Source organism: Porphyromonas sp. HMSC077F02 (assembly GCF_001815465.1).
Classification (GTDB): Bacteria; Bacteroidota; Bacteroidia; order Bacteroidales; family Porphyromonadaceae; genus Porphyromonas_A; species Porphyromonas_A somerae.
On record NZ_KV820673.1, the window covers coordinates 16,280 to 41,894 of the forward strand.

Below are 25,615 nucleotides of genomic sequence, written 5' to 3' on the forward strand. Positions count from 1 at the left end.
TCATTCATGGTAAGACTCTTTCTAATGCGTAACCTCTGCAATAGGGGCACCGATGCTACTTTTTCAACCAACTGAAATTCAATACCATACAAAATCGTTTACCGAGATGCAACTAAGCAATCGGTGAGTTGCAACTAAGCATTTGCCGAGTTGCATCTCGCCGATTGCTTAGTTGCATCTCGACTTTTAGTCTACTAGGAGCACCCTTTTTAGGAGTTTGTTTATCCATTGCAAAGACCCTACCTCCACTTCTTGCGAAGATAGGGTCTTAGGGATGAGTAGTATGGTGCCTGCGACTTACCTATTCTGGTACTGCTCAGTGTAGTACATTTGGTAGTCACCCGAGGTGGTATACTGTAGCCACTCCTGATTATTGAGGTACCAGCAGACCGTCTTTTGGAGGCCTTCTTGGACAGTGACTGTGGGATGCCAATCAAGCTCTCTATGAATTTTTCGGGCGTCGATGGCGTAGCGGGTGTCGTGCCCTGGTCGGTCCTTGACATAATGTATAAGTGGCAGGGAGTGCCCCTCTGGGTGGCCGAGGAGACGGTCTACGGAGGTGATAAGCAGCTTCACGAGCTCAATATTTTGCAGCTCGTTATGCCCTCCGATATTGTAGGTCTCTCCCACCTTTCTTGCCTTGATGATCTGCTCTATAGCGCGGACGTGGTCTATGACGTATAGCCAATCACGTACCTGCTTGCCATCGCCGTAGATGGGGATGGGTCGTTGGTGTAGGATATTGGAGATGACGAGTGGGATGAGCTTTTCGGGGAACTGCCAAGGGCCGTAATTATTGCTACAATTGCTGATCACGGTAGGCAGTCCGAAGGTATCGTGGTAAGCTCGGACGAAGTGGTCGGCACTCGCTTTGCTAGCGGAGTAAGGGGAGTGAGGGTCATAGCTGTGGAGCTCAGTAAATGCAGGATCCTCGGTGTGGAGGGAGCCGTAGACCTCGTCAGTGCTAACTTGGTAAAAGAGCTTGCCTGAGAAGTCGTCTTTCCACGCTTCGTATGCACACTGTAGTAGGTTGACAGTCCCGAGCACGTTGGTGTATACAAAAGGAAGTGGCCCACTGATACTTCTGTCTACGTGGCTTTCAGCTGCAAAGTTGACAACATGGGTGATAGGGTACTTTTTGAAAAGTTCTTGAACCTGCTTGAGATCTGAAATATCAACCTTTTCAAACCTATAGTTGTCGCACTGCTCTACCTCTTTGAGGTTGGCAAGATTACCAGCATAGGTGAGAGCATCTACATTGATAAATAGGTGCTCTGGATACTCTGGAACAAGTGTGAGTAGAAAATTGGAGCCGATAAATCCTGCTCCGCCTGTTACGACAATGACTTTTTTGTACTTAATGGTGTTCATAAATCAATAGTATATAGGTGTAATGACTCTAAATTAACGCACTTTGATCTTCAACTATATGACCCAAGAGAGTGGCACTGGAGACCTCATCAACGGCGACTCGTACAAAGTCGCCAATGTGGCTATTCTCTTTATCAAATACCACTACCTTATTCTGTTGGGTACGCCCGTAATACTGGTCTCGGCTCTTCTTTGAAAAGCCCTCGATCAGCACTACAAACTCCTTTCCAATATCCTTTGTATTACTCTCGGCTTGAATCTCTTGCTGGAGGTCGATCATCGTTTGGAGTCTCTTCAACTTTACCTCCTCTGGTACTTCATCTTCTAGCTTTTTCGCTGCGTAGGTGCCAGGACGCTCAGAGTACTTAAAGAGGAACGCAGAGTCAAACCGCACTTCTCTCATAATGCTCAGTGTCTCCTCAAACTCATCCTCACCCTCGCCGTGAAAACCACAGAAAATATCTGTAGAGATGCCACAGTCTGGAATCAGATCTCGTATTTTTGCCACACGATCAAGATACCACTCACGAGTATATCCACGTCGCATATGCTTGAGCACTTTATTGCTACCACTTTGAAGTGGTAGATGTATGTGCTTGCAGATGTTGGGGTACTTAGCCATCATTTGTATGGTCTCATCAGTCATATCCTTGGGGTGTGGTGAGGTGAAGCGGATACGGATATTGGGGGCTGTGGTGGCGAGTATCTCAAGCAGTCTAGGGAAATCATAAACTTCACCATCGGGTGCTGTGTATCGGTAGGAATTGACGGTCTGACCGAGCAGAGTTACTTCTCGATACCCCAATCGCTTCATCTCCTCTAGTTCATTGAGGATACTCTCTACCTCTCTGCTTCTTTCTCTTCCACGAGTGTAGGGAACGATGCAGTAACTACAGAATTTATTACAGCCACGCATGATTGAGATAAAGCCCGAGATATGGACGCCATCTAGCTTGAGGGGAATGACGTCTTTGTAGGTCTCATCGGTGGAGAGCTCTACATTGATGGCCTTTTCGCCGGATTCTACTGCACCGATTAGGTTGGGGAGCTCTAGGTAGGCATCTGGTCCTACCACTAGGTCGGCATGATGTTCCTCGATAAGCTGTTCCTTTACTCGTTCTGCCATACAACCAAGTACACCAATTATCATATTGGGCTTGTGTTTCTTGCGTATGCCATCAATCTGTGAGAGGCGGTTGAGCACTCTTTGCTCGGCATTATCACGCACGGAGCAGGTGTTGATGAGCACTACATCGGCTTCCTCAAGTACCTCTGTCATAGCATACCCGATGGTCTCCATTATGGCGTAGACTACTTCGGAGTCAGCTACATTCATCTGGCACCCATAAGTCTCTAAGTAGAGGAGCTTGGCTTGGTCATTATTATTATTGTATATCATTTTATTCATTCTAGTCTTTGGTAAGTAGCCGTAAAATGACTAACTTTGAAAAGCTATATATATGGCAAAGATACTAAAACAATTACACCTCAATGGTGAGACAATAATAATTAGAGAGTTATGGGTTCGTTATTCTTATGGCTGGTGATCGGCTACTATGTCTTTAAGGGACTGGGCAATGTGCTTCAAAAAGTAGCTCAAGAGCATCAGGAGCAAATGGAGAGACATGCTGAACTTAAGCTCGGGGAGGAGGAACAAGAATACGTGGAGGAGTATTCTCCTCAAGAAGAGCCTATTTTTGAGAGCCCTTTTGATAGTCCTAGTAATGCTGTTGTTCCTCCCCCTTTGAAGTATCAGTCTATCAAGCTACCAACGGTGGAAGGTGGGCATCCAATGCAAAAAGTGCTCGAGACTACTGAGGATATAGAGACTGATGCAGAGGAGAGTGCGACTCGCTATAGGGCTAGCCATATCCGTGAGCATATCCGTGAGGGAATCGTGATGAAGGAGATCCTTGATCGTAAGCACTTCTAATCTCTTTGCGTGAAGAACCTCTCGCCCTAGATTCCGCAAGCGGGGTTTTATCATCACACCTTATTTTGTTACCTTTGCAAAAGTTTTTGTGGGGTGAAGCTGACGACGTCGCTACACCCTAGCGATGAAGTAATTAATTGTTATATAAAGTATATGAATATATCATTCTCTTGGCTTAAGAAGTATGTAGACTTTGACCTCACTCCTGAGGAAACGGCTGAAATACTCACTTCTATAGGCCTAGAAGTGGCAGCGGTAGAGGAGAGAGAGTCGATTAGGGGTGGTCTGAAGGGGCTAGTTATCGGCAAGGTGTTGACTTGTGCTGAGCATCATAATTCGGATCACCTACACGTTACGACAGTGGATATTGGCGGGGAATCGCCTTTGCACATTGTTTGTGGTGCTCCTAATATAGCGGCAGGACAAACCGTGGTGGTAGCCACGATCGGGACTACTTTATATAATGGTGACGAGAGCTTTACAATCAAGAAGGGCAAGATCCGTGGAGAAGTCTCGGAAGGTATGATTTGCTCGGCTGAGGAGATCGGTGTGGGCAGTGACCACTCTGGGATTATGGTACTGGAGGATGGTGTGAAGCCTGGGACACTTGCCTCGGACTACTTCGAGGTCTCTTCGGATCATGTGATCGAGATAGAGATTACGCCAAATAGGGTGGATGCAACTTCGCACTACGGTGTGGCTCGCGATCTCTATGCTTATCTTAAGACACATGGCTACAAGACAGCCCTTCATTTTCCAGATATTCCTACGATCAACTCGTGCGACAAGGAGCCGATTGCCCTCCAGGTAGAGTCTTTGGAAGCTTGCCAGAGATATATGGGAGTGGTGATTGAGGATATGCAGGTGAAAGAGAGTCCGAAGTGGCTTAAGGTGGCACTGGAGACTATTGGTCAGCGCTCTATTAATAATGTGGTGGACATCGCCAACTACGTGCTTTTTGAGCTGGGGCAACCTCTGCACACCTTTGACCTTGCTAAGATTAAGGGCAATGAGGTACGGGTGCGACTAGCTAAGGAGGGCGAGAAGCTGGAGCTACTGGATGGCACTTCTTTGACACTCACCACTAAAGACTTGGTGATCGCTGATAATAATGAAGCCCTTTGCTTGGCAGGGGTGATGGGAGGAAAAGAATCGGGTGTGACAATGGACTCAACCTCTATGTTCTTGGAAGCAGCTACGTTCCACCCAACCTTTATCCGTAAGAGTGCTAGGAGATTTGGTCTCAATACCGATGCCTCTTTTAGATATGAAAGGGGGCTGGATCCTAACCAGTTGCCTAAGGCCCTTCAGAGGGCGGTATCGCTGATTATCGCTGAGACGGGTGGTCGAGTGACGAGCAAGGTGTATGACGTCTACCCTGTAGAGCACAAGCCTTATGCCATCACTCTTACGATGGAGAAGGTGCAATCTCTCACCGGTCTTGATATCCCTGAGAGCAAAGTGCTAGAGATACTAGAGGCTCTTGAGATTAAGGTGGTATCGAATAAAGATGGAGTACTGGAGCTAAGTGTACCTTGTTATCGCTTTGATGTCACTCGCGATATTGATGTGATAGAGGATATCCTTAGGATATATGGCTACAATGAGTACCCCGAAAAGATTAGCCTAGTGAGCACAATTAGCGTGAAGAGTCCTACCGATATGAGTGTGGACTTACAACGACGAATCAGTGAACAGCTGACGGGTGCTGGCTTTAATGAGATTCTGAATAACTCCCTCTCTAAGGCTTCCTATTACCCTGAGGCGATCTCAAAGGGTGATGCAGTGCAGGTGCTCAATCCTCTCTCCAACGACCTTTCTACCATGCGTATGACGATGATGCATGGAGGCTTGGAGGTGATAGAGCATAATCTCCATAGGCAGGCTCATGGATTAAGATTCTACGAATTTGGCAATTGCTATAGAAGAACAAAAGCTGGCGAGAAGAGCGATCTACCTGGCTACCAAGAGGATTACAGGCTGGGCATTTGGATGACTGGCGATGACCTACCTATGCACTGGTGCCGAAAGGAGTATCAGCAAAGTCCTTTCGAACTGAAGGCGATGATGCTGAATGTGATGAGGCGCCTTGGTCTTAATGATAACGAGCTACTAATAGAGCCACTTACCGATTGCTCTCTCTACGACGTTGCAGAGAAGATCTCACTCCGTGGCGGTGGAGTAGTTGCCCAATGGGGAGTTGTGAGCCAGAAAGTGCTTGAACTCCATGACGTAGAGGTGCCTGTCTACTTTGCAGAGCTTCAATGGAATGAGATACTGAGTAGGGTGCTCCGTAAGGAGGTGAAAGCAAAGCAGATCGCTCGCTTCCCAATGGTAAAGCGCGACTTTGCTCTACTGATAGATAAGAATGTCAGCTTTGCCGATGTGGAGAATGCGGCGAAGAAGGCGGGCGGAAAGCTCCTTAAGGAGGTGTCGCTCTTTGATGTGTACGACGACCCTAAGCACCTAGAGGAGGGAAAGAAGTCTTACGCCGTGACTTTTGGTCTGCAAGATGCGGAGCAGACGCTTTCGGAGAAGGTGATTGAGAAAACAATGGATAAAATATACCAGGCACTTAATAAACAACTCGGTGCCACATTAAGATAATATTGTACAAGAGAAAATATGGGAAGAGCATTTGAATATCGTAAGGCTCGCAAGCTAGCACGCTGGGGAAATATGGCTAGGGTATTTACCAAGCTATCAAAGGAAATCACCATTGCTGTGAAAGCAGGTGGTCCTGACCCAGATACCAACCCTCGCCTAAGGCTACTTATTCAGACTTCTAAGAAGGAGAATATGCCCAAAGACAATGTGGAGCGTGCCATCAAAAAAGCTACCGACAAAGACTTTACCGACTATAAGGAGGTCAACTTTGAGGGATATGCCCCTCACGGTATAGCTGTGTTTGTAGAGACTGCTACCGATAATAACACCCGCACTGTAGCCAATGTCCGCAGCTATTTCAATAAGGTTGGCGGCTCTCTAGGCACCAGCGGTAGCGTGGAGTTTATGTTTGACCACCAAGCTGTTTTCCACGTGACTAAAAAGGCAGATGCCGATATCGAGGAGCTGCTTTTGGAGCTAATTGATTACGGTGTAGAGGATATTGATGAAGATGAAGGTGAGCTAGTGATCTCTGGAGACTTTGCCTCCAATGCAGCGATACAGTCACACCTTGAGGAATTGGGATACGAAATCACCAGCTCCGAGTTTGTGCGTGTCCCTATGGACTACAAGCAATTATCTCCTGAGGAGAGAGAGGATGTGGAGAAGCTACTTGAAAAGCTAGAGGAAGACGAAGACGTACAAAATGTCTTCCACAATATGGCAGAGGAAGAGTAGTCAACGGATAGAGTGAATGGGCTAGTAAGTGGTCTATTCACGATATCATGGCGGTAATATGACTTTAGAGACCCTCGTCCAGAGATTTGAAGATAGCAGTGCTTTGAGAACGCTCTTGAAGCAGCTATCTCAGGGAGAAAAGAGTATAGCTATTGATGGCCTACAAGGTTCATCAATAGCTATTGTATTATATCTTTTGTCTCATCACCAAAAGCCCCTTTTGGCGATAGCTCGTGATAGTGATGAAGCGGCCTATTTACTCAACGACCTAGAGAAGCTGTCGGGCACTGAAACGGTCTCCTTCTTCCCCTCCGCCTACAAGCGAGCCATCCGATATGGGCATAAAGACCTCGCTAATGAGGTCATTCGGAGCGAATTGATGGAGCTCCTCAGGGCTGGCGAGCAACCCAAAATCATCGTCACCTACCCTGAGGCCGTAATCGAAGGGGTGGTCGATGAAAAGACCTACGATACCGGAAGACTAGAGCTCAAGGTAGGCGATCAAATCGATAGAACTGCTCTGAGAGAAAAGCTCTGGTCGATGGGATTTGAGGAGAAGGATTACGTCTATCTCCCTGGCGACTTTGCGGTGAGAGGAGGAATTATTGATATCTACTCATTCTCCTCCGAATGCCCAGCCCGCCTCGACTTCTTCGATAATGAAGTAGAGAGTATCCGTCTATTTGATCCCGAATCCCAATTGTCTCAAAGCACCATAGAGCAGGTGACTATCCTCACCTCATTTGAGCAAAACGATGTAGCGGTACAGTCTATTATCTCTATACTCCCAAGTGACCTGGTCATCTACATCGACCAAGCTGCCTTCTTAGAGAGCAGCCTTGACCAGACCTACACCACCCCGCCAATCCACCCAGAGGACAATGAATTTGCCACCATTGAGGCACTTCAGAAAAGACTTCTAGCACCTCGCCAATTATTAGACGAAATCTACGCTCACCAGTGTGTGATGACCAATCCGGCTAAAGAGGTGACTAACCCCTTCAATGTACGATTCGGGCAGTTACCTGAGCCGCTTTTTCATAAAAACTTTGAGCTCCTCTCCGATGCCCTCCTAAAGTACCAGGCCAATGGGTACCACACCATTATCATGAGCGATCAGGTAGGGCAACTCGAGCGGCTACAATCCATCTTTCAAGACCAAGCAAAGGGAGTGACCTTTGAGTCGATAGTGCCTACCCTTCATACCGGTTTTATCGATGATCAGCAGAAGTTGGCACTATTCACCGACCACACCATCTTTGAGCGTTATCACAATTTCAAGCTCAAGAGCGATAAGATTCGGAAAAACCGAGCGGTCATGACGCTCAAAGATATCCAAAGCTTTGAGTTTGGAGATTATGTGGTACATCAAAACTATGGTATCGCCACCTTTGGCGGACTATTTACCATTGAGCAAAATGGCAAGCAGAAAGAGACCGTAAGGCTCAACTTCCAGGGCGGAGATAGTGTTTATGTCTCTATTCACTCGCTCCACCATATCTCTAAATACAAGAGCAAAGACAATGAGGAGCCCCCACGGCTAAGCAAGCTGGGAGGGTCAGCATGGGATAATCTCAAGGAGCGAACCAAGAAAAAGGTCAAGGATATTGCCCGAAATCTCATCAAACTCTATGCCGAGCGACTAAAGGTGAAGGGCTTTGCCTTCTCCAAAGATAGCTATCTGCAAAAAGAGCTAGAGGCCTCGTTTATGTACGAAGATACCCCCGACCAAGAGCAGGCGACCAACGATGTCAAAGCCGATATGGAGCGACCCATTCCTATGGATCGGCTCATCTGCGGAGATGTAGGGTTTGGCAAAACAGAGGTCGCCATCCGGGCTGCTTTCAAAGCAGTTACCGATGGCAAGCAAGTCGCCGTCCTAGTCCCCACCACAGTATTGGCGTACCAGCACTATATGACCTTCTCCAAAAGGTTAAAAGACTTCCCCGTCACCATAGAGTATCTGAGCCAAGCCCGCTCGGCAAAAGATCGTCGGGAGGTACTAGAACGGTTAGAAGAGGGTAAGATAGATATTATTATAGGCACCCATACCATTACAGGTAAGAATGTAGTTTATAAGGATTTAGGGCTACTTATCATTGATGAAGAGCAGAAGTTTGGCGTCTCCATCAAAGAGCGTCTTAGGGAGATGAGGGCACACATCGATACCCTCACCATGACCGCCACCCCTATTCCACGTACCCTCCAATTCTCCCTGATGGGTGCCAGAGACCTCTCCAATATCGCTACCCCACCACCCAATCGCTACCCCATACGTACAGAGCATATGCTCTACGATATAGAGGTATTGGCAGAGGCGATCAATGCTGAGTTAGCTCGCGATGGGCAGGTCTTTTTTATCCACAATCGCATACACAACATAGGAGATATTGCTCGGGAAATAGAGCGTGCAGTACCTGGAATTAGGATATCTATTGCTCATGGGCAGATGTCTCCGAAGGAGCTAGAGCAGACGCTTTTGGGATTCATTCACCACGAGTCCGACCTCCTCCTAGCTACCACCATCGTAGAGAATGGCATTGACGTGCCGAATGCCAATACCATCATCATCAACGACGCACACCGCTTTGGCTTGAGTGACCTACACCAGCTCCGTGGCCGTGTAGGGCGAGGAGATAAAAAGGCCTACTGCCTACTCCTCACGCCACCCATTGAAGACCTTACCCCTAATGCCAAGCGAAGGATGCAGAGCATCACCTCCTTTTCAGAGCTCGGCAGCGGTATACACATCGCCATGCAAGACCTTGACATCCGAGGGGCGGGTAACCTACTCGGTTCGGAGCAGAGTGGTTTTATCGCCGACCTTGGCTTCGAAACCTACAAACGAATACTCGAGGAGGCGGTTATGGAGCTCAAGGATAGTGAGTTTGATGAAGTATTAACCCTTCAAGGTGAGCCTATCCAAAAGCGAAGCTACGTCTACGAAACTACCATAGAGACCGACGCCGAGGCCTACTTCCCACAGACTTATGTCCCAGGCGACAACGAGCGAATCAATCTCTACCGAGAGCTTGAGTCCCTCCAAAATCCCCAAGACATTCTCCACTATCGCCAGCGGCTAGAGGATCGATTCGGACCACTCCCAAAGGAAGCCGAGGAACTCCTAAAGGTGGTAGAGCTCCGCATGCTGTGCAAAGAGAGTGGCATCGAAAGAGTAACCCATAGACAAGGCTTCCTAAAGCTTTACTTGGTATCGGACAACAATAGCTCCTACTACCGAAGCCCTATCTTCTCCACCATCCTCTCCAATGCCACGGCATGGGGAAGAGACCTCCAATTTAAGGAGGAAAGCGGAAAGCGAACCATCTCTATCAAAAAGGGCATTGATACCATAGGCAAAGCATACGCAGCCCTCACAAAGCTAACCACCAAATAAATCCCTTAAAACACTACTCGAGTAGAGTAAAAGTTGAGTTGCAACTAAGCGTTTGCCGAGATGCAACTAAGCATTTGCCGAGTTGCATCTCGCCGATTGCTTAGTTGCATCTCGGCAAACGCTTCTGTATAACATTGAATTTCAATTGGTTGCAAAAGGGCCTTCCGCAGCCCAGTTTTCACCTGATTATTCACCTAAATTTGCAGTTTGAAAATCTTGAAGGTAAGTGCCAAGGATGGGGAAAAAAAGGATTTGCTATTGGACGGAGTTTAATAAATGGGATCCCCCATAGTGGCTCCTCTAATGTATAACCTCTGTGGGCCCTACCCTACTCGGTATTTATGTCGGTTATTTTACGTAGAGATAGGGGTATTTTTAGTAAGTTTGCCCTTGAGAACTATTTGTTATCCTTAACGAATGAGTAAGAATAAACAAACCAAGTTTGCAGAGCTGGATGCTTTGCCTAACGTGCTTCAGTATCCCTACAAGGTCCTCAAGAGCTTGGAGGGGCGTTTCCCTTATCGTGGGGTGTGGGGCACGAAAGTTTTTGGCAACGACCACCCCATTATTATTGAGCTTGGGTGTGGTAGGGGGGAGTATACAGTGGAGCTCGCCCGCAATCATCCCGAAAACAATTATATCGGTATTGATATCAAAGGGAACCGGATGTGGAGCGGTGCCACCACTGCCCACCGAGAGGGGCTGGGGAATGTGCGTTTCCTACGTGCAGAGATAGAGTCATTGACCTCCTTTTTTGGCGATGGTGAGGTGAGTGAGCTATGGCTCACCTTTCCCGATCCACAGATGCGTAAGGTGCGTAAGCGGCTCACCTCTACCCACTTTTTGATGCAATACAAGCAGATATTACGTAGCCCCAAACTACTCCACCTAAAGACTGATAGCCAGTTCTTATTTACCTATACCTCACTGGTGGCGAAGCACAACGGCCTAGAAGTTTTGGAGTGCTACAAGGATATTGATGAAGAGGTTAGTGAGACCTCAGACCTAAGACGCATTCAAACTTACTACGAGAGTCAGTGGAGGGGAAGGGGCATCTCTATTAAGTATCTGAAAATAGCTTTGGACAATCTTTCACACACTCCTATAGAGCCGACAGAAGAGGTGCCATGGGATAGTTATCGGAGCTATGGTAGAGAAGCACGTAACACAATGAATCAGACGAATCAAAAGATATGAGTAGAATTACAGAACAAAATATATTGGATGCCTTAAAGGCAATTACGTACCCTGGGGAAAATGAAAACATTGTCTCCAGCGGTATGGTACAGAACGACATAAAGATCGAAGGCAATAAGGTCTCTTTTTCAATCCGATTCAGGAAGGCGAAGGATCCTTTCTATAAGTCAGTGATTAAGACAGCCGAGTCTGTGTTATTGAGCCAGGTGGATGAGTCAATGGAAATAAAAGGAAATATCACACCGATATTTCCTGAGCTTCCACCCGCACCGGCAGAGGATAAAATCCTCCCTTATGTGAAGAATGTTGTAGCCATTCATAGTGGCAAAGGCGGTGTAGGCAAAAGCACAGTGACCTCCAATCTGGCAGTCTCTTTGGCTAAAGCAGGGTATAAAGTGGGCCTACTAGATGCCGATATCTATGGTCCTTCTATCCCTCGGATGCTTCACTTGGAGGGGAGCCGTCCCGTCCTGGTAGAAGTGGATGGCAAGGAGCTGATTGACCCCCCAGTAAAATATGGGGTAAAGGTGCTCTCCATAGGTTTTTTCGTGAATAAGGAGGATGCTATTGTGTGGCGAGGGACGATGGCTTCGAATGCGATGGGGCAATTGATTAGAGAGGGCAATTGGGGTGAGCTAGACTATCTGCTAATTGACCTACCTCCTGGCACCTCTGATATCCACCTATCCCTTATTCAGATGCTAGGGCTAACCGGTGTGGTGGTGGTGACCACTCCGCAGAATGTAGCCACCGATGATGCTCGAAAAGGGATCAGTATGTTTCGTGACGAGAAGATCAATGTACCTATCCTCGGTGTGGTGGAAAATATGTCGTGGTTTACTCCAGCCGAGTTGCCACAAAATAGATACTATATCTTTGGCAAGGATGGGGGTAAGATAATGGCTGAAGAACTTGGTGTGAAGCTACTAGGGCAGATACCACTCGTACAGAGTGTACGGGAGGCAGCAGACAGTGGCGATCCGATTGCCACTAGAGATGATGCGATTATGGGCATCGCTTTTCACAACCTTGCAGATAATTTAGTCGCTGCCGTGGAAGCGAGGAACTCGGAGTTTCCCCCTACATCAAAGGTGGAAATCACTCATAGATAAAGCGAACACAATAGAAATACACACACATATATAAATAAAGAATCCAATGCCAACAGTTGATACAGCCATACGAGGGACGAATCCCTTGAGACGCTTTACCAAATGGATCGGAGGAATTAATCCCTCTGTCTTTATGTTTTCCGCAGCAATATTGGCCATCATATTTGCCAATTCATCTCTATCGGGGCTCTACACACGCATTCTGGATGCTCCAGTTAATCTAGAGATTGGAGGTTACAAGTTTTTCCAAGTTAATGGTCGCGCCATGACGCTCACGGAGTTTATCAATGATGCCTTGATGGTGCTCTTTTTCTTTAGTGTGGGGCTAGAGATTAAGCGAGAAATGGTCAATGGCTCTTTGAGCTCTGTGCGGAAAGCGATGCTACCAACGCTTGCTGCATGCGGTGGTATTATTATGCCGGTGCTACTATTCTTGGCGATAGAAAATCAAGACCCTATCGCCCTGAGAGGTGTGACTATACCTATGGCTACAGATATTGCCTTTTCGCTAGCAGTACTCGGGCTACTGGGAAAACGTGTACCAGTGACACTCAAGCTATTCTTGATGGCGTTGGCGGTGGTAGATGATATCGCTGGCATACTAGTAATCGCTATCTTCTACTCATCTGGAATTCAGTGGATCCCCTTGGCATTGGGTATAGCGACCATTATCATCGCCTACCTCTTCTCTAAAAATGGAGTGACTAAGAGCTCGACCTACTATATCCTTCTATTTATTGTGTGGACCTTCTTTATGCACTCTGGTATCCACTCCACGATTGCGGGGGTGCTGCTCGCCCTAGTTATTCCACATAAGCCAACGATTCATCCAAAAGATCTTGAGGAGGATATGAAGCGACTGGATATCCATGTGGCGACATCAAAACAGGAGGGCTATGTACAAAAAGATTTTCTTGATGACGACTACATAGGTGATATGCAGGTGACTCAAAGAAGAATACAACGCACCATCTCACCAGTGCAGATTATGGAGCACGAGGTATCGCCTTGGGTGCATTACCTGGTGTTGCCACTATTTGCCTTCTCCAACTCAGGTATCGCTTTTGGGGAAATGACAGGTTCGGCTGCGATAGGTGTAGCAATTGCCGTTGCTGTAGGTCTTTTCGTTGGCAAAACGATCGGTATATTCGGTTTCACTTTCCTAGCTACCAAGCTAAGACTAGTAAAGCTGACCCCAGGGGTCACCTACGCCAATGTATTTGGCATATCGATATTTGGTGGTATTGGCTTTACTGTTTCTCTATTCCTTGCAGCTCTGGCTTATCAAGGGATAGGAGCAGAAGCGACTGAATACCTCAATATGGCTAAGCTGGGTATTATTGTCGGCACTGTGGTATCAGGCATTGTGGGGGTATTGGCACTCAGTGCTATCCTTAAATGGGAATCGAAAAAGGGACGAGGGGCAGCAAGCCAAGAGTACAAGGACTACCTAGCAAGCAATCATTAATTATCAACAAGTTAAAAGTATATTTTATGGCGTTTTTTGAAGAGTTTAAGGAGTTCGTATCTAGAGGCAATGTGCTAGATATGGCTGTCGGTGTAGTCATCGGTGGTGCCTTTGGCAAGATCGTATCATCGGTAGTGAATGATATAATAATGCCACCTATCGGTTTACTTCTTGGCGGAGTAGACTTTACAGACTTGAAAATAGTGCTACAGCATGAGAAGCTCAATGAGCTGGGCGAGGTTATTCAGCCACTTGTGACCTTAAATTATGGTTCGTTCATACAGACGGTTGTAGACTTTCTAATCATTGCATTTGCGATCTTTACGATGGTGAAAGGAATTAATCAGCTGAAGAGAGCTGTGGAGGAGGAGGAGAAGCCAAAAGAGCCAGAGAAGCCAGCAGCTAAGCCCGATGATGTAGTCCTTCTTGAGGAGATTAGAGACCTACTTAAGAAGCAATAAGACCAACTATAATTCTATCACAAAGTTGCCACAATTCACCACTCGGTGTTGTGGCAACTTTTTATTTTGGACAACTCGTCACAATACTACAGTCCATTAAACCTCCCAATTCGTTATAAATAAATACATTATATTCAACTGATAATCAATAACTATAGTAGATACAACATAAAATATATACTTCTTTCGCATAAATATAATGGTTAATTCCGGTCAACTTGTGAGATAATTCGGTTATCTTTGTTTGCAAAAATGGAGAACGCTTCAATGCTTATCTTTCATACAACTGACTTACTAGGTTTTAATAGCCTATAATTAGATATAAACATATAGCACCAAATGGAAAAGAAGTATTACACCTTTGATGAAGCCTTTAAAGCTACACTTGAGTACTTTAAGGGCGATGAGCTTGCCACGAAAGTGTGGTGCTCTAAGTATGCACTGAAAGATGGGAAGGGGAGGCTACTAGAGTGCACGCCTACCGATATGCACCATCGTATTGCCTCTGAGATTGCTCGTATCGAGGCTAAGTACCCCAACCCACTAAGCGAGGAGAAGATCTTTAAGCTGATGGACCACTTCAAGTATGTTGTGCCACAAGGAAGTCCTATGACTGGGATTGGCAATAACTTCCAAGTGGCGTCGCTCTCCAATTGCTTTGTGATTGGTATGGACGGACCTAGCGATAGCTATGGCGGTATATTCAAGATGGACGAGGAGCAAGTGCAGCTGATGAAGCGACGTGGTGGCGTTGGTCAAGACCTTTCTTATATACGTCCTGCTGGTTCACCTGTAAAGAACTCTGCACTGACCTCTACGGGTCTTGCCTCCTTTATGAATAGGTACTCCAACTCCACTCGTGAGGTAGCTCAGGATGGGCGCCGTGGAGCTTTGATGCTATCTGTCTCTATTCAGCACCCCGATAGTGAGTCTTTCATTGATGCAAAGCTAGAGGAGGGCAAGATCACTGGCGCCAACATTTCGGTCCGCATCAGCGACGAATTTATGAGGGCTGTGGTGGAGGATGGAGAGTACACACTACAATACCCGATTGAGGTAAGCGATCCGAAAGTAAAGAAGACTATCAAAGCTCGTGAATTGTGGAATAAAATCATCCACAACGCATGGAAAAGTGCCGAGCCAGGAGTGCTATTCTGGGATACGATCATTAGGGAATCACTGCCCGATTGCTATGCCGACTTAGGTTTCAAGACCATCTCCACCAATCCTTGCGGAGAGATTCCACTCTGCCCTTATGACAGTTGCCGCCTATTAGCCATTAATCTTTATGGATACGTTGAGAATCCATTTACAGATAAGGCGAAGTTCAATTTTGATCTTTTCAAGGAGCACATTGGCTATGCCCAAAGGATCATGGACGACATTATCGACCTCGAGAGCGAGAAGATCGATGAAATCATTAAGAAGATTGAAAGCGACCCCGAGGGTGACGATATCAAGCGTACTGAGATGGAGCTCTGGCAAAAAATCAGACGTAAGACTTTGATGGGACGCCGTACAGGACTAGGTATTACTGGAGAAGGGGATATGCTGGCTGCCCTTGGCTTACGCTATGGCACAGAAGAGGCCACCGAGCATGCAGTGAAGGTACAAAAGACCTTGGCTTTGAGCGCTTATGAAAGCTCCGTTAATATGGCTAAGGAGCGTGGGGCTTTTGAGATCTATGATGCCAAGCGCGAGGCTAATAATCCGATGATGCTGCGTATTAAGGCGGCTGATCCTAAGCTATACGACAACATGGTGAAGTATGGTCGTCGCAACATCGCTTGCCTCACCATTGCACCTACTGGCTCCACCAGTATTATGACTCAAACCACCTCCGGCATTGAGCCAGTGTTTATGCCTGTATACAAGAGACGCCGTAAAGTCAATAGCAATGAGCTAGAGAATTCCAAGCCCACCTTCGTTGATGAGATGGGCGACCAGTGGGAGGAGTACATCGTGTACCACCACCACTTCAAGACTTGGATGAAGGCTAATGGCTATGACCCTGATAAAGACTATAGCCAGGAAGAGATAGATAACCTTGTAGCAAAGTCGCCTTATTACAAGGCTACCTCCAACGACGTTGACTGGGTGGCCAAGGTCCGTATGCAAGGTCAGATGCAGAAGTGGGTGGACCACTCTATTAGCGTTACCGTGAACCTTCCTAATGATGTAGATGAAGCACTCGTGAATGAGCTTTACATTACTGCTTGGAGTGAGGGCTGCAAGGGCTGTACTATCTATCGTGATGGGTCGAGGACTGGAGTATTAGTCGCTGCGGAGCCTAAGAAAAAGAGCACCCCAGCCGAAGCAGAGGATACTACCTCCATTCCATTCAAAATGCCACAAAAGCGACCCACCGAGCTAGAGGCCGACATTGTTCGCTTCCAAAATAATAAAGAGAAGTGGATCGCCTTCATCGGTCTAGTAGATGGTCGCCCCTACGAGATCTTTACCGGTATCGACGACGAGGATGAGGGGCTTTATATCCCCAAGCGCATCAATAAGGGCTTAATCATCAAGGCTTATGACCCTGATGGCACCAAGCACTACGACTTCCAGTATAGCAATAAGAGAGGGCTCAAGGTGACTTGTGAAGCACTCGACACCAAGTTCAATCCAGAGTTCTGGAATTACGCCAAGCTAATCAGTGGAGTACTTCGCTACGGAATGCCTATTGACCAAGTGATTGCACTAGTACAAGGAATGGAGCTCAATGATGAGTCCATCAACACTTGGAAAAATGGTGTTGAGCGTGCACTTCGCAAGTATGTCGCTACAGGTCAAAAAGCAACTGGGCAGAAATGCCCCAACTGCGGTTCAGAAGATTTGGTCTACCAAGAGGGTTGCCTTATCTGTCAAAACTGCGGTAACTCCAAGTGCGGTTGATCGCATTCAGCAAATATCATTGTAAATGAAAGTAGTTGGTTCATTCAGAGATCCTATCTGATGGGCCAACTATTTTTATTTTATAGCATTCAATGTAAATAAAGCTCAACATCCATATTGAGAGGAGAAAATCTCAAGATTTATATATAAATTTGTGCCAATGATAAGTGGGGGAAGGCAACTAGCAGAATAGTAATCAGTAAATAACATAATGATTTAAGTGATGAACAAAACAATTCAAGTATGGATTAGTGCTTTACTAATCGCACTGCTGAGTGGCTTTTCAGTCGCTTCAGCCCAAGATCAAGTAGCACCACTTCCTATTGACAAAGATGTGCGAGTTGGCAAGTTACCAAATGGGCTTACCTACTTTATTCGCCACAACCAACAGCCTAAAGAGCGTGCCAACTTCTATATCGTGCAGCGTGTAGGCTCAATGCAGGAGGAAGACAACCAATCAGGATTGGCACACTTCCTAGAGCATATGGCATTTAATGGCTCTCGCCACTTTGCTGGTAAAGGGATGATCAATTACCTTGAGAGTATCGGTGTGAAATTCGGCGCTGAGCTCAATGCATATACCTCTTTTGAGGAGACAAGGTACACCATTATGGATGCACCCGTAAGCGACACCTCTGTTATTGATTCTTGCGTCTTGATCCTAAGAGATTGGAGCGATGGTATTGCACTTCTTGACGAAGAAATTGACAACGAGCGCGGTGTGATCCAAGAGGAGTGGAGACAGAGCGAAGATGGCAACATGCGTACCATGACCACCATGCTCAAGAAGACCTTCCCCGACCTTCGTTATGGTCACAGACTTCCTATCGGAAGCATGGATGTTATTCGCAACTTTACCTACCAAGAGCTACGTGACTACTACCACAAGTGGTATCGTCCCGATCTTCAAGGATTGGTCATTGTAGGTGATGTAGATGTGGATTATGTAGAGCAAAAGATCAAAGATACCTTTGCAGATATGCCAGCTCCAGTGAATCCTGCTGAGCGCGTGTATTTAGAGGTTCCAGATCGTGAAGCACCCATTGGCATTGTGGTGACAGATCCTGAGACCACTCGGACTATGATCTCATTCTCCTACTCCACCGATGCACTTCCAAGAGAGCTAAAGGCATCTGCAGTAGGGCCAGCAATGAATTATGTCACTTCCATCATCACGAGCATGATGAATGACCGCTTCACCGACATTGCCCACAAACCCAATGCACCATTTGTGTATGCAGGGATGTCCATGGGCTCTGTGATGGGATTTGTTCCTACCGAAGACGAAGCTAGCTTCATCGCGATCGCTCACGAAGGGCGTACCGAGGAGGCACTTAATGCCATTGTTGCCGAGATGAAGCGTGCCAAGGAGTACGGCTTCACAGCAGCCGAGTATGAGCGTGCCAAGGCAGACTTGATCAGTACATACGAAAACCTTCTGAATTCAAAGGATAACCGTACCAATACCTCCTACGCCGATGAGTATAGCGACTACTTCACCAAGGGTGGCTATATCCCTGGAATTGAGGTAGAGTATCAATTGATGAATAACCTTGCTCAAGGCTTTACTTTAGAGCTCATCAATCAGTATTACCAGCAGTATACAGAGCCTAAGAACCTAGTGGTTACCCTTATGGCTCCTGAAAAGGAGGGGGTTAAATACCCTACAGAGGCTGAGCTGCTAGAGCAATACAATAAAGCACTCCAGCAAGAGGTTGAAGCCTACACAGATGAGTTTGCTGGCGTAGAGCTGATGGAAAATCTACCAGAGCCAGGCAAGCTTCTTTCAGAGCAAACAGGCCTTAAGTTTGGTGCTACCTTGTGGACATTCAGCAATGGGGCAAAGGTATATGTACTTCCTACCGACTATAAGAAAAATGATATTCGCATCTATGGCGTAAGCCACGGTGGATATCTACAGTATGCCAACGAAATAGGTAGCATCAATACCCGTGCCTCAAGGCAATACGCCACTATTGGTGGGCTCGATAAGTTTAGTGCTACAGACCTGATGAAGGTATTGGCTGGTAAGGTAGCTACTTCCAACACCGGTGTATCCGAAGTCAAGGAGTGGGTCAATGGCTCATCATCAGATAAGGATATTGAGACGATGTTCCAGCTTGTATATCTCAATATGACCTCTCTCAGGAGCGATACCGAGGCGTTTGCGTCAGCCATCGAAAAGTCAAAAGCAATGCTCAAGGCAAGTGCTGCTGACCCGCTAACTGCTTTCTGGGATAACACTTCACGACTTATCTACCCAGATAACGACCTCACTTATAAGCTACAAGCTGAAGATCTCGATCAGATAGACTATGCGAAGATGCTAGAAGCTTACAAGGCTCGGTTTGCCAATGCAAGCGACTTCACCTTCTTCCTAGTTGGTAGCTTTGACCAAGAAAAGGTGCTACCTCTAGTAGCTCGCTACATTGGTGGTCTACCAGGCAATCATACCGTAGAGCCCGACCAGTCGTCAAAGGCTTTTGCCAAAGCCAAGAATAGCCACCAAGAGAAAATGGAGCTAAAGGCAACAACCCCTATGGGACTTTCACTAGGTCTATTTGTGAAAGACGGTACTTATGAGTTGAAGGAGAATATGATTATCGATATCCTTGGCGAGGTACTCAGCCAGCAGTTCTTCAAGAGTATCCGAGAAGACGAGGGTGGCACTTATGGAGTAGCTGTACAGAGCAATACCAGCAGAGCTCCAAAGGGCGAAGAGTCTTTGCTCATATTCTTCCAGACCAATCCTGAGCAACTCGACCACCTCAATGCTAAGGTAAAGAGCGAGCTCAATCAGATTGCTGAGGGTTCCATCAATATCGACGAGTACTTCAATAAGACCGTCCTCAATATGAAGAAGGGCTACGAGCAAAATCAAAGAGAGAATAGCTACTGGATGAATATCCTTGTAGACTACTACTTCAATAACGACAATGCCTACGACAATTATCTTGAGACACTTGATAGCATCACTATTGATGATATACGCAATGCGTTGAAGGATATTCTTGCCAACGGCCGTTACTTAGAGCAGATCGGTGTCACTGTAGAGAAATAAGTGACACCCCCATATATAATGCAGATAAAGCTCGGCTGGCACATACCAGTCGAGCTTTATTTGTTTTGGGACTTTGTACCAAGGCGATCTAAGGAAATACTTTGCCAACTACTAGCACTTTAAGTCTATTCTATGGGCCTTCATAAACTAATGGGGTATGAGGGCAAAAGTTGAGTTGCAACTAAGCATTTGCCGAGATGCAACTAAGCAATCGGTGAGTTGCAACTAAGCAATCGGCGAGATGCAACTAAACTTTTGCTGAGTTGCAACTAAAGCAAGCGCCAATTTATAATACTGAATTTCAGCACATTACAATTCAGCTTTTAGCTCCCTCATTAATACGCGAGGATGACGCACGAAGTGAGGTTTTTACACGATAGCACTCGGCTCACTTATTAGTGGTTGAACGCTTTGATAGGATATGCCATCAATGGTCCGTCCCCTCAGCCGGGGTTGTAAGGTGGTGGGGGATACCTTCTTAATCCTCTAGTCGTTCGGGGCTTTGCGCCTCCGACTAGGGGGTAAGGGTAACCAACTACCCAACCCCACGACCTCCCCTTGTGGGAGGTCGGACAACCCTATCTAGGTCTGTCCCCTCAAGGCACCCCATGACAATTTGTAGCTCATTATTGCACAATCGGAGTTTTTTTTGTAACTTGCCACTAGGTAGTCTGTGAGATAGGTATCTTGCGGTTAGTGGTAGGATTAGGAGGCAAGTTGCCATTCTCAAAGACTTATTACATTATTATTGAAACAAGTATTTTTACCTCACCACTTTCTATCCTCCGACGTTGATCATGACCTATTGGAAACACGAACCGCTCATCATAAAGGGAGCAAGGAGCCTGCTCTTTTTGCTCTACTTCTTGATTTCGCTCTATCTCTCACATGACAGCTCTCCCCTCCTTTTTGGGGTGACAGCCGGTGGAATGATGCTTTATGCGGTGTTAATTGTGGGGTCGTTAATTTTGAAGAAAAAGCAAGGCTTAAAGTAGCTTTTACGCAAGAAACCTATACACATTATATATACTATTTTTGAACTAATCTAATAACATTTGATGATGAGTAGATGCAAAGAGATGTCGCTTACTGCGGCGGTGGCGGAGATAGCAGATGGCTCCAAGGTGGTGCTGGGTCATGGAGCAGTGACCCCCAATTGTGTGGTGGAGGAATTAGTAAGACAGTGCGACCGCTTCAAGCAGTTGCAGATTTTCCACTTGATCTACCTTGGAGAGGCGGTGCACTTAGTGCCTGGTATGGAGCAGCACATGCGGGTCTGCTCACCTTTCTTGAGTGGTGCGGCGATGCGTAATGCAGTGCGAGAGGGGCGTGCCGACTTTATCCCCCGACATTTTTCGCAAGTGCCGATGCTCTTTGCTGAGGGAGGAGCTTTTCAGCCCGATTGGGCGGTGGTGCAAGTGACCCCTCCCGATGCCGAAGGACGGTATAGCTGTAGCCTCTCCTCGGACTACACTCTGCCAGCAGCTCGATGTGCCAAGCGGGTATTGGCGGTAGTCAATCCCGAGCTACCCTATATTGGTGGCGACAACTTCCTAAAGGCAGAGGAGATAGATATTTTAGTGACCCATGCCTCGCCAGCACATACTCTACCAGCCGCCACGCCAAGCGAGACCGATCTCGAGATCGCACGTTACTGTGCCGAGCTAATCCCCGACCGAGCCACGCTACAGATAGGCATTGGCGCACTACCCGATGCGGTACTAGGGCTATTGAAGGGGCATAAGGATCTAGGCATCCACACCGAGCTACTCACCCCTGGAGTGCTAGAGCTCTACCAAAGTGGTGCCATCACAGGCAGTTACAAGGGGGTTCGCCCCGGGGTAATGACCGCCGCCTTTACGATGGGTGATGAGGCACTTTATCGCTTTTTGGGTGAGCACAAGGTGCTGGAGCAATATCCAGTGGATTGGGTCAATGACCCTTATGTGATTGGGCAGAATGAGCGTATGATCTCCATCAACTCGTGTATTGAGCTCGACCTCTACGGACAAGTGTGTGCCGAGAAGGTGGGTGGACAGATGTTCAGCGGTTCGGGTGGTCAGGTAGATTATGTGCGTGGAGCTCGGCTCTCAAAGGGGGGTAAGAGCATCATCGCCCTTCCCTCTACGGCCAAAAAAGGCACCCTCTCACGCATAGTACCGATGCTGGGAAATGGCAATGTAGTGACTACAGGTCGCAACGATGTGGACTATATCGTAACGGAGTACGGAGTGGCTGCCTTGGCAGGTCGTAGCGAGCTTGAGCGTGCCGAGGCACTGGTTTCAATTGCTCACCCCGACTTTAGAGAGGAACTAGAGCGGAGTGTGTGGGAGCAATTTCCAGCCAAGAGATTTTGGAGTAAGTAATAAACAATCAATCTATAGAGAGTAATGAAGCAGGTAGGTGAAGGATATGCGATCTGTATAGGTCGTTCGTACGGCAGTGGTGGATATCGACTAGCAAAGAGGCTACACGAGCGTTTGGAAGTACCACTTTATGATAAGGAGCTACTCGATAAAGCAGCTGAGGATAGCCATATCCGTAGGGAGCTCTTTGAGCAAGCGGATGAGCAAAATGGATACGAGATGCCACTGGTGCTGAGTGGCACCCTTGGAATGCCCAATGCCTTTTATATGCCAGCTCAGAGCTATCTATCCAATGATCACCTATTCTCTATCCAAGCCGAGACGATCCAAAAGCTAGGCAGCAAGGGTTCGGCTATCTTTGTGGGGCGCTGCGCTGATTATCTTCTGAGGGAACACAAGCAACTACTCACCATATTTGTCACCGATGACCTTGAGAGGCGTGCCGAAGTGGTTCAAAAGCGTCTTAATCTTGATTCGCTAGAGGAGGCAACTCGTGAAGCCGAGCGGGTGGATAAGAGTCGGCGTGACTACTACAATTATTACACCTCCAAGCATTGGGGCAGGGCTGACAATTACGACCTTTGTCTGAAACTTTCGGCCATTGGCATAGATTATGCTGTAGAAATGATAATAGGCATTATACGGGAGAGGGGATTTGTAAAGGATTAAACCTGTGTGCGGGGAGGGAGCCTATTCCTTTTGCCCCACACAGCAAAGGAATAGATATGAAAGAGATGATGTATAGGAAATATAGCCAAGAGCTACTCAATGAGACCGCTACACCCTTTGGCGAAGAGCATGAGGGTGAGGAGGGGCTAGGAGGGCTCTTTGGTAGCCATGCCAAAGGTGAGGCGAGCACATCACGCACGGAGCAACCTACCTCTAGCGGGGGAGGTGGAGATCAGTCAAGTACCCCCACCCTAGATAAGTATGGCACTTGGCTCAATGCTCAGGCAAAGAAGGGGGTACTAGATCCCATCTTGGGGCGTGAGCAGGAGCTACTGAGGGTGGCACAAATACTCGCAAGAAAAAAGAAGAATAATCCAATCCTGATTGGTGAACCAGGGGTGGGAAAAACAGCAATCGTAGAGGCATTGGCTCAGAGAATTGTGAGCAACGAGGTGCCCATCTCACTGCTCAATAAGCGAATCGTATCGGTAGACTTGGCTGGAATGGTAGCTGGCTCTATGTATCGTGGGCAGTTTGAAGAGCGGATGAAGGGAATCATCTCGGAGCTGAAGGGCAACCCTGATATCATTCTTTATATTGATGAGATACACACGCTCGTGGGGAGTGGCAATAGCCAAGGTGGGCTAGATGCCGCTAATATCCTGAAGCCAGCACTCTCTCGTGGAGAGATTAAGGTGATCGGGGCAACTACGCTAGAGGAGTATCGGAAGTCAATTGAGAAGGATGGTGCCTTGGAGCGTCGTTTTCAGAAGGTAATGGTGGAAGCTCCTGATGCCCATGAGACGCTGGATATCCTTAAGAAGCTAAGGCCGAGGTATGAAGCTCATCATCACGTCTCCTACAGCGACGAAGCACTTCTAGAGGCAGTAAGGCTATCGGAGAGGTATGTGACCGATCGCTTTTTCCCTGATAAGGCAATTGATGCGATGGACGAGGCAGGAGCTTATGCATTCATTGCACATCAGAAGCCTTTAGACCTCTCTAGGTACGAAGAGAAGATCGCAGAGGCAGCAAAGCTGAAGCAGAAAGCAGTAGCAGAGAGTGACTACGAGCTGGCGATCAAGTACCGCGACGAGGAGAAAGCAGCCAAGACAGCCCTAGCAGAGTATAAGGGGCAATTGGAGCGAGGGGAGCTACTTTCGGAAAAGGTAGTGGTAGGGATCGCCGAGGTACAGAAGGTGGTCTCTATGGCGAGTGGCGTGCCAGTGGAATCGTTTACGAAAGATGACCTCACTGCTCTCTCTGAGCTGGGTTCGAAACTCAAGGCTCGGGTGAAGGGCCAAGACCATGTGGTGGATGCGGTAGCGAGCGCAATTCAAAGGAATAGAATTGGACTGCGTGACCCCAATAAGCCCATTGGCTCTTTCCTATTCCTTGGTTCTACAGGTGTGGGTAAAACCCTCTTGGCGAAACGGATTGCCTGCGAACTCTTTGGCAGTGAGGAGGCGATGATTCGGGTGGATATGAGTGAGTTTATGGAGCGACACGCAGTATCCAGACTGGTGGGAGCCCCTCCAGGATATGTCGGTTATGACGAAGGGGGTGAGCTCACTACTAAGGTGAAGCGTAGACCCTACAGTGTGATCCTATTTGATGAGATCGAAAAGGCACACCACGACGTCCACAATCTACTCCTTCAGCTTCTTGATGATGGTATTCTGACAGATAGCAATGGAGGCAAGGTGAGCTTTAAGAATACCATTGTGATCATGACCTCTAATGTGGGAACACGGCAGCTGGAGGAGTTTGGCACTGGTATAGGTTATCGTGACGCCTCATCGACCGACTATAGCCAACTCTCCAAAGAGGTGATCGAGAAGATGCTAAAGAAGAGCTTTGCCCCTGAGTTCCTCAATCGTATTGATAAGATTGTCACCTTCAACGCTTTAAGCAAGGAAGTGCTTCGAGATATCGTAGACATCCAGCTCGGAGAGCTCACTGAGCGTCTGCAAGGATTGGAGCTCGAGATCACTTACTCCGACAAGGCAAGAGCCTTCCTTGTAGAGAAGGGATTTGATCCTAAGCTTGGGGCTAGGCCACTCAACCGAGCAATCGCAGAGTATGTAGAGGATATGGTGACGCAAGCAATCATCGATGGCGAAGTGAAGTCACCTGGAGCCTATCTTGTAGATGTAGAGAAAGGCAAGGCGCCTTCAAAACTACAGATAGTTTCCGCTTCATAAATAGCACATATATAAGGAGGGGGGCTCAACCAATTGGTTGAGCCCCCCCTTTGTCTTACTGCATTCTAAAGAATGTTACACGAAGTATCATTCTCTCACGTGAGAGACTTTGCACGAAGGATGAGATGCAAGGCGC

Annotated in this window: 15 protein-coding genes; 13 read left to right on the top strand and 2 right to left on the bottom strand. The window is 47.3% G+C overall.

Translation table 11 applies throughout. The annotated features are described in order from the left end of the window. Positions 1-297: 297 nt before the first annotated feature. Both rfbB and miaB read right to left on the bottom strand, forming a co-directional pair. On the bottom strand, positions 298-1,371 hold the full coding sequence (gene rfbB / locus HMPREF3027_RS05400; RefSeq protein WP_141756235.1) for a dTDP-glucose 4,6-dehydratase: 1,074 nt from the start codon (positions 1,369-1,371) through the stop codon (positions 298-300). Between the two features lie 28 nt (positions 1,372-1,399). Then, positions 1,400-2,779, bottom strand: a complete 1,380-nt coding sequence (gene miaB, locus HMPREF3027_RS05405) for a tRNA (N6-isopentenyl adenosine(37)-C2)-methylthiotransferase MiaB (protein ID WP_070707535.1) — start codon at positions 2,777-2,779, stop codon at positions 1,400-1,402. 111 nt (positions 2,780-2,890) lie between these two features. On the opposite strand from miaB, the gene HMPREF3027_RS05410 reads away from it, so the two are divergent. From HMPREF3027_RS05410 to HMPREF3027_RS05475, 13 genes are all read left to right on the top strand, one after another. Then, the gene (locus HMPREF3027_RS05410; protein ID WP_070707536.1) at positions 2,891-3,304 is read left to right on the top strand and encodes a hypothetical protein; all 414 of its coding nucleotides are present in this window, start codon (positions 2,891-2,893) and stop codon (positions 3,302-3,304) included. 153 nt (positions 3,305-3,457) lie between these two features. Further along, positions 3,458-5,911 carry a phenylalanine--tRNA ligase subunit beta gene (gene pheT, locus HMPREF3027_RS05415; protein ID WP_070707537.1) on the top strand — a complete coding sequence of 818 codons (2,454 nt, stop codon included), beginning with the start codon at positions 3,458-3,460 and terminating at the stop codon, positions 5,909-5,911. Positions 5,912-5,929: 18 nt separating this feature from the next. After that, positions 5,930-6,649: a YebC/PmpR family DNA-binding transcriptional regulator gene (locus HMPREF3027_RS05420; protein ID WP_018028803.1), complete on the top strand. Its 720-nt coding sequence runs from the start codon at positions 5,930-5,932 to the stop codon at positions 6,647-6,649. Between the two features lie 58 nt (positions 6,650-6,707). Beyond that, positions 6,708-10,046 (top strand): transcription-repair coupling factor, encoded by a 3,339-nt coding sequence (mfd, locus tag HMPREF3027_RS05425; RefSeq protein ID WP_070707538.1) that lies wholly within the window; start codon positions 6,708-6,710, stop codon positions 10,044-10,046. A gap of 417 nt (positions 10,047-10,463) precedes the next feature. Further along, the gene (gene trmB / locus HMPREF3027_RS05430) at positions 10,464-11,243 is read left to right on the top strand and encodes a tRNA (guanosine(46)-N7)-methyltransferase TrmB (protein WP_018028322.1); all 780 of its coding nucleotides are present in this window, start codon (positions 10,464-10,466) and stop codon (positions 11,241-11,243) included. Further along, a complete protein-coding gene (locus tag HMPREF3027_RS05435; RefSeq protein ID WP_021903234.1) occupies positions 11,240-12,355 on the top strand; it encodes an Mrp/NBP35 family ATP-binding protein in 1,116 nt (371 codons plus the stop codon). Before trmB ends, HMPREF3027_RS05435 begins: the two co-directional genes overlap by 4 nt. A 46-nt stretch (positions 12,356-12,401) precedes the next feature. Next, complete coding sequence (nhaA, locus tag HMPREF3027_RS05440; protein ID WP_246830537.1) at positions 12,402-13,823, top strand: Na+/H+ antiporter NhaA; 1,422 nt, start codon at positions 12,402-12,404, stop codon at positions 13,821-13,823. Between the two features lie 26 nt (positions 13,824-13,849). Continuing rightward, positions 13,850-14,284, top strand: coding sequence for a large-conductance mechanosensitive channel protein MscL (mscL, locus tag HMPREF3027_RS05445; protein WP_070707539.1), 435 nt, complete (start codon positions 13,850-13,852; stop codon positions 14,282-14,284). Between the two features lie 339 nt (positions 14,285-14,623). After that, on the top strand, positions 14,624-17,179 hold the full coding sequence (locus HMPREF3027_RS05450) for an adenosylcobalamin-dependent ribonucleoside-diphosphate reductase (protein ID WP_070707540.1): 2,556 nt from the start codon (positions 14,624-14,626) through the stop codon (positions 17,177-17,179). Positions 17,180-17,402: 223 nt separating this feature from the next. After that, positions 17,403-20,240, top strand: a complete 2,838-nt coding sequence (locus HMPREF3027_RS05455) for a M16 family metallopeptidase (protein ID WP_070707541.1) — start codon at positions 17,403-17,405, stop codon at positions 20,238-20,240. Between the two features lie 1,061 nt (positions 20,241-21,301). Further along, positions 21,302-22,606, top strand: coding sequence for an acetyl-CoA hydrolase/transferase family protein (locus HMPREF3027_RS05465; RefSeq protein WP_246830538.1), 1,305 nt, complete (start codon positions 21,302-21,304; stop codon positions 22,604-22,606). A gap of 24 nt (positions 22,607-22,630) precedes the next feature. Then, positions 22,631-23,275 (top strand): cytidylate kinase-like family protein, encoded by a 645-nt coding sequence (locus tag HMPREF3027_RS05470; protein WP_018028314.1) that lies wholly within the window; start codon positions 22,631-22,633, stop codon positions 23,273-23,275. A 56-nt stretch (positions 23,276-23,331) separates the two neighbouring features. Next, complete coding sequence (locus HMPREF3027_RS05475) at positions 23,332-25,479, top strand: ATP-dependent Clp protease ATP-binding subunit (protein ID WP_070707544.1); 2,148 nt, start codon at positions 23,332-23,334, stop codon at positions 25,477-25,479. Positions 25,480-25,615 lie beyond the last annotated feature (136 nt).